4 protein-coding genes and 1 pseudogene are annotated in these 5,547 nt (G+C 67.7%); 3 read left to right on the top strand and 2 right to left on the bottom strand.

The annotated features are described in order from the left end of the window. Positions 1–154: 154 nt before the first annotated feature. Entirely contained in the window at positions 155–1,648 is a 1,494-nt protein-coding gene (locus tag F7R91_RS41525) for a tetratricopeptide repeat protein (RefSeq protein ID WP_150959033.1), read from the top strand. Between the two features lie 70 nt (positions 1,649–1,718). On the opposite strand, the gene F7R91_RS41530 is transcribed toward F7R91_RS41525, so the two are convergent. Continuing rightward, positions 1,719–2,186, bottom strand: a complete 468-nt coding sequence (locus F7R91_RS41530) for an HIT family protein (protein WP_225321130.1) — start codon at positions 2,184–2,186, stop codon at positions 1,719–1,721. Positions 2,187–2,457: 271 nt separating this feature from the next. On the opposite strand from F7R91_RS41530, the gene F7R91_RS41535 reads away from it, so the two are divergent. Further along, positions 2,458–3,594: a sugar ABC transporter substrate-binding protein gene (locus tag F7R91_RS41535; protein WP_225321131.1), complete on the top strand. Its 1,137-nt coding sequence runs from the start codon at positions 2,458–2,460 to the stop codon at positions 3,592–3,594. A 176-nt stretch (positions 3,595–3,770) separates the two neighbouring features. Then, positions 3,771–4,137: pseudogene (locus tag F7R91_RS42435) on the top strand (DUF5701 family protein); the annotation flags it as partial. 27 nt (positions 4,138–4,164) lie between these two features. Here F7R91_RS42435 and F7R91_RS41550 read toward each other — a convergent pair. Further along, positions 4,165–5,361, bottom strand: coding sequence for an RNA-guided endonuclease InsQ/TnpB family protein (locus F7R91_RS41550; RefSeq protein WP_150959038.1), 1,197 nt, complete (start codon positions 5,359–5,361; stop codon positions 4,165–4,167). Between the last annotated feature and the right edge of the window lie 186 nt (positions 5,362–5,547).

Consider the following 5,547-nt stretch of genomic DNA (forward strand, 5'->3'; position numbering starts at 1 on the left):
ATCGCCACACGCTTCGACAAGACGCCCGAGAGCTACCTCGCCGGCCTCGAACTCCGCGCCTCGATGATCTGGCTCGGAGATCTCCTGCAAGCAGCCGATTGATCACGACTCCAGACAGGCCCTAGTGGCGGACGCTGTGCGATGGCTTCTGAGCGTGTACCCGATCAGCGCCGGTGAGCCCGAGCACGCGACCATGGCCGGCACACTGCTCCCCCATGTGCTGGCAGTGCACGACCGAGCGCGCGAGTACGGGTGCACGCCCAGGAGAGAACTGGCTGCCCTCCTGGAGCGCACCGCCGTCTTTCTGCACGCCAGCACCCGCCTGACGACAGCGCAGGCTCTGTTCGACTCGGCGCTTCGACTTCTTCGCGGCATCAAACCGACAGACCACCAGCTCCTGCGGACCGAACTCGCCTACGGGCGGCTGCTGCAGGATCTCGGCCGGAGCGCTGACGCGCAGGACCTGTTCCAGCGAGTCCTCGCCCAGGCGAAGAAGCGGACCGTGGGCCCGGGGTTTCTGGCCCCCGCCCTCATCGACATGGGGCGCCTGCTCCAGGAGGAGGGCCGACTGCGCGAAGCACGGGAGCGGGTGGAGGAGGCGCTCGCACTGGCTCCGGCAGCACGCGTGCCGGTCGAACTGCAGGCCAAGGCATACGGGCATCTGGGCCGCATCCAGCAGGACCTCGGCCGGATCACCGACGCCCGCCACGCCTACGACCTGGCCCTGCGGCTGACCGTCGAGGCCTTCGGCGAGTCGGACAGCCGGGTCGCACTGCGGCGCAACAATCTGGCGGGCGCTCTGCATCTGGCAGGCGACGTCGAAGCCGCACGGCGTGAACTGACCGATGCACTCACCAGGCTGGAACGTGTCTACGGAAGCGACCACGACCGTACCGTGGCAGTCCGCGTCAATCTCGGAGCCGCCCTCCAGGCGCTCGGCGAGTACGGCGTGGCCCGCTCGCAACTGGACCAAGCACACCGGATCTGCATGGCACTTGAACTTCACAAGGATCCGCGGATACCCATGATCCTCACCGGACTCGGCGTGCTCGCGCAGGACGACGGCGACCTGCCCCTGGCACTCGGCCGGCACCGTGCCGCGCTGACGGCCGGCCTCACGCTCTACCCTCCGGATCATCCGCGCATGGTGGTGGTCTCCTCCAACGCGGGCTCGGCGATGACACATGGGGGCGAAATCCAGGAAGCCCGTACGACGCTGCTCACGGCGCTCGAAGCGGCCGCTGCGCTGTACGGCGAACACCACCCGCGCGTCGCGGTGGTGCGCAGTCACTGGGGCATGTGCCTGGCGGCAGCCGGAGACACCGATGCGGGCTGGGCACAGGAACGTATCGCCCTGGAGGATTCCCGGCGGACCTACGGCGACCAGCATCAGCGCACCGCAACGATCGAGAACAGCCTAGGCTGCATCCGGTGGATCCAGGGCCGATCACGCGAAGGCGGCGCACACTTCACACGCGCCTTGCGCGCTGCCACCCTCACGTACGGTCCCGCCCACCCGCGGACGGCGATCATCAGGTCGAACTGCCGCCTCAGCGAGGGTGACCCGGTGACGGCGGGCCGTCTCGAACCGGCGGCCCTGTTCATCCCGCTGCACATCCACCAGCAGGCGACCACCATTGACCGCTAGCCTGCGATCTCCCGTGACCGCCCCGGCGGGTCAGCGCAGTTGCTGGCGGCGGAGGGTCGCGGGGCAGGCCTCATCCGAGGACTTCCCTCAACCGCGCACAGACCTGCTCCACCTCCGCCGCCTCGGGGAAGCACCTCGCCTCACCCATCGCCACCTGCAGCGCGGGACCGAAGGCACCGAACCGGGCCATGTCCTCTGTTCCAGCGGGCTGCACAACGAAGTGGATGTGGCCGGGAACCCCACCGGCGTGCGACCACAGGCACACATACACCTGCTCCGGGGCCATCACCTCGCTCACGGCAACGCTCACCCTCTGCAGCAGGGGTCCCAGCTCGGTGGACTCCTGCGCCGTCAGCTCGGCGACGTGCACCACATGCCGAGTCGGCTTGACCACAACGGTGCCCAGGCCCAGCGGCCCGACGCAGTGCTCGACGACCCAGGACCCGGTCCGCAGCACGTTCCCGCCCGGCAGTGGAGCGTTGCCGGCCATGAGGTCACAGGCCACACACCCGGCACCCACGCTGGAATCCTCAGCCACCGTCACTCCCCCCATCCACGCCTGCCTCTCAACTCCCGCTCGGCATTTGATCACAGGCGCCAGACCCAGCCGAGCCCTCAGATCAAGAACACCCACTCGTCGTCGTCACGGCGATGACCATCCACGGCCGACCGGCCGACCGGCGACGGCGCGGGCCGAGCTCGAACCCGAATTTGTTACGACAACATCTTGACGTGTCACATCGTTCGGCGCTTTGCTGTTGGCCACTCGGGGGCGAAGTTACTCCCTGCTTCCTCGGAAGGCCCCTGACGTGAGCGCTGTTTCCACCCATAGGGCCGCTGTGCGCCGTGCCGCCACAGCCCTGGCCGCTTGCTCCTCCGCACTCTCACTCGCCGCGTGCGGCGCCATCGGCGGGGACGGCGAGGGCGGAAGCAACGCGTCCTCGAAGCGACGCGACGACATCACGGTGGGGCTGCTCCTGCCCGACCGGGACACTGCACGCTTCGAGAAGTTCGACCACCCGATCATCACGAAGGAAGTCACCTCGCTCACACACGGCAAGGGCAGGGTCCTCTACGCCAACGCCGAAGCGAGCGTGGACAAGCAGAGCGAGCAGTTCCAGCGCATGATCGATGACAAGGTGGACGTCATCCTGGTGGACGCTGTGGACGCCAGGCTCATCGCGCCGGACGTGCAGAAGTCGAAGGACGCGGGCATACCGGTGATCGCATACGACCGCCTCGCACAGGGCCCGATCGACGCATACGTCTCCCACGACAACGAACTCGTCGGCCAGGTGCAGGGCCGCGCGATCACCGAGGCACTCGGCACGAAGGCATCGAGCAGCAAGGTCGTCATGATGAACGGCGATCCCGCCGACCCGAACACCGCCCAGTTCAAGCAGGGCGCGCTCGGCGAACTCGAAGGCAAGGTCGACATCGTCAAGCAGTACGACACCGACAAGTGGTCGCCCGCGGCCGCCGAGGCGAACATGAAGGAAGCGATCCGGTCGGTGGGCCTGGACCGCATCGCCGCCGTCTACGCGGCCAACGACGGGATCGCGGGTGCCGTCATCGATGCGCTGAAGGAGGCGGGCACCGGCAGGATCCCACCGGTCACCGGGCAGGACGCCAACCTGGATGCGGTGCAGCGGATCGTCGCGGGTGAGCAGCGCATGACGGTGTACAAGCCGTTCCTGGACGAGGCCACGTACGCCGCTCAGATGGCGGTGACCAAGGTCCAGGGCCGTGACATCGCCTTCGACGCGCTGACCCGTGACAGGGTCGACAGCCCCACACACCAGAACGTCCCCGCGCTGCTCGTGCCAGTGGTCAGCCTCACGAAGGACACCATCAAGAAGACAGTGATCGCGGACGGGGTCTACACCGTCCGGCAGATCTGCACCGCGGCCCATGCGGCGGGCTGCGCGGCCGTCGGGCTGAAGTAGGGCACACGCGCGTGTGCGGGCCCCTGCCGGCCTGGCCGATGTCAGTGCCGGGGACAGAAGGCGCCCGGTCAGCGATGGTGGGAACGTTTTCGGCGGGCCGCCTCGTTGCGCCAGCGTCCGTCCACCTCTCTCCCGGGGAGCATGATGCCGACACCACGCCCGCCGCTTCCACCGTCCTGCCGACCCTGAGGGCGCAGGGCGAGCGGCTGATCGAGCTGGGGGTGGCAGGGGCTTGGTCCGGGTGAACAGCGAGCAGGGCACCCTCGCCACCCACCGACGCCTCGGCGGCCTCGGCGAAGGCGCGAAGCTCGGCAGCGGTCAGCCCGGCGATCTCGTGCACCCCCTTCGCGCCGCTGCTCCGCCGCGACGGCAAGCCGGGTTTCGTCATCACCGACATGGCCGACGTCGACCTCTTCACCCCGCTCGGCACGATCGCGCTGCCCGCCCCACCGCGCAGGGCCGCACGCCGTTGCTGCTCACCGAGGGCATCCACTGGGTGGTGCAGCAGCCCGCCGTCTGGAGCGCAACCATTGCTTCTTGACTTCCTCCCCCACGTGAACGAGGGGATTCCTACGGCTCGCGCCGTCGGGGTTTCTGTTTCACCGCCGACTGCCCGCCTGGAGTTCTCCGTTGGGGTCTTACACCGGCTCCACAGACGGACACCGCCAGCCCGGCGGCCAGAACGTTCTTCGCCGCGTTCACGTCCCGGTCATGGACCGTGCCACAACTGCCGCACATCCAGGTACGCACGCCCAGCGGCATCTCCGGCTGGAGGGTGCCGCAGTGGGAGCACAGCTTGGAAGAGGGGAAGAAGCGGTCTACCGCGATCACTTCCCGCCCGTACCAGGTTGCCTTGTACTCCAGCAGGTTCCGGAACTGCGCCCACGCGGCATCCGAGATGGCACGGGACATGCTCCGGTTCTTGACCATGCTGCGTACGGTCAGGTCCTCGATCACGAGCGTTTGGTTTTCACGCACGAGTCGAGTGGTCAGCTTGTGCAGCACATCCCGCCTGCGGTCGGCAATCCGGGCGTGGATCTTCGCGACCTCCTGGCGGGCCTTTTGCCGGTTGGCGCCATCGCCCTTGGCCTTGCGGGACAGCTCCCGCTGCGCCTTGGCCAGGCGCTCGCGGTCGCGTCGCTCGTGCCGGGGATTGGCGATCTTCTCTCCGGTCGAGAGCGTGAACAGGTGGTCAAGGCCGACGTCGATGCCGACCGCCGTACAGGTCATCGCAAGCGGCCTGACGGATGGGTCCTCGCACAGCAGGCAGACGAACCAGCGCCCGGCACTGTCCCGGCTCACGGTCACCGTGGTCGGCTTGGCCCCCTCAGGAAGGGGACGCGACCAGACGATGTCCAGCGGGTCCGCCATCTTCGCCAGTGTCAGACGGCCGTCGCGGAAGCGGAACGCCGAGGAGGTGTACTCCGCGCTCGCGCGGGACTTCTTCTTTGCTTTGAAGCGCGGGTACCTGGCGCGCTTGGCGAAGAAGTTCGCGAAGGCATTCTGCAGGTGCCGCAGCGCCTGCTGCAACGGAACAGAGGAGACCTCGTTCAGGTAGGCCAGTTCCCCGGTCTTCTTCCACGCCGTCAGCATCGCAGAAGTCTGGTTGTAGTTGACCCGTTCCTGCCGCGCCCACGCCTCGGTGCGCGCGGCGAGCGCCAAGTTGTAGACCTTGCGCACACACCCGAACGTGCGCGACAGCTCGGCTGCCTGCGTATCAGTCGGATAGAAGCGGTACTTGAACGACCGCTTCACATGCGGGGACACAGCTTCCAAACTAGCACAGCAACTCGTGAACGTCCGAGGGCAGTTGATGGTTGAGCATCACTAGTGCTGCTCCGCGTTAGTTCGTGGAGGGTGGTGTGGTCCAGGCGGTGGGGTCGTTGAGGTAGAGGCCGCAGGCACAGTCGAGGGCTTCTTCGGGTGAGCCGAATGGCAGGCCGGTGGGCAGGA

It is taken from the genome of Streptomyces luteolifulvus (assembly GCF_008806595.1).
Classification (GTDB): domain Bacteria; phylum Actinomycetota; class Actinomycetes; order Streptomycetales; family Streptomycetaceae; genus Streptomyces; species Streptomyces luteolifulvus.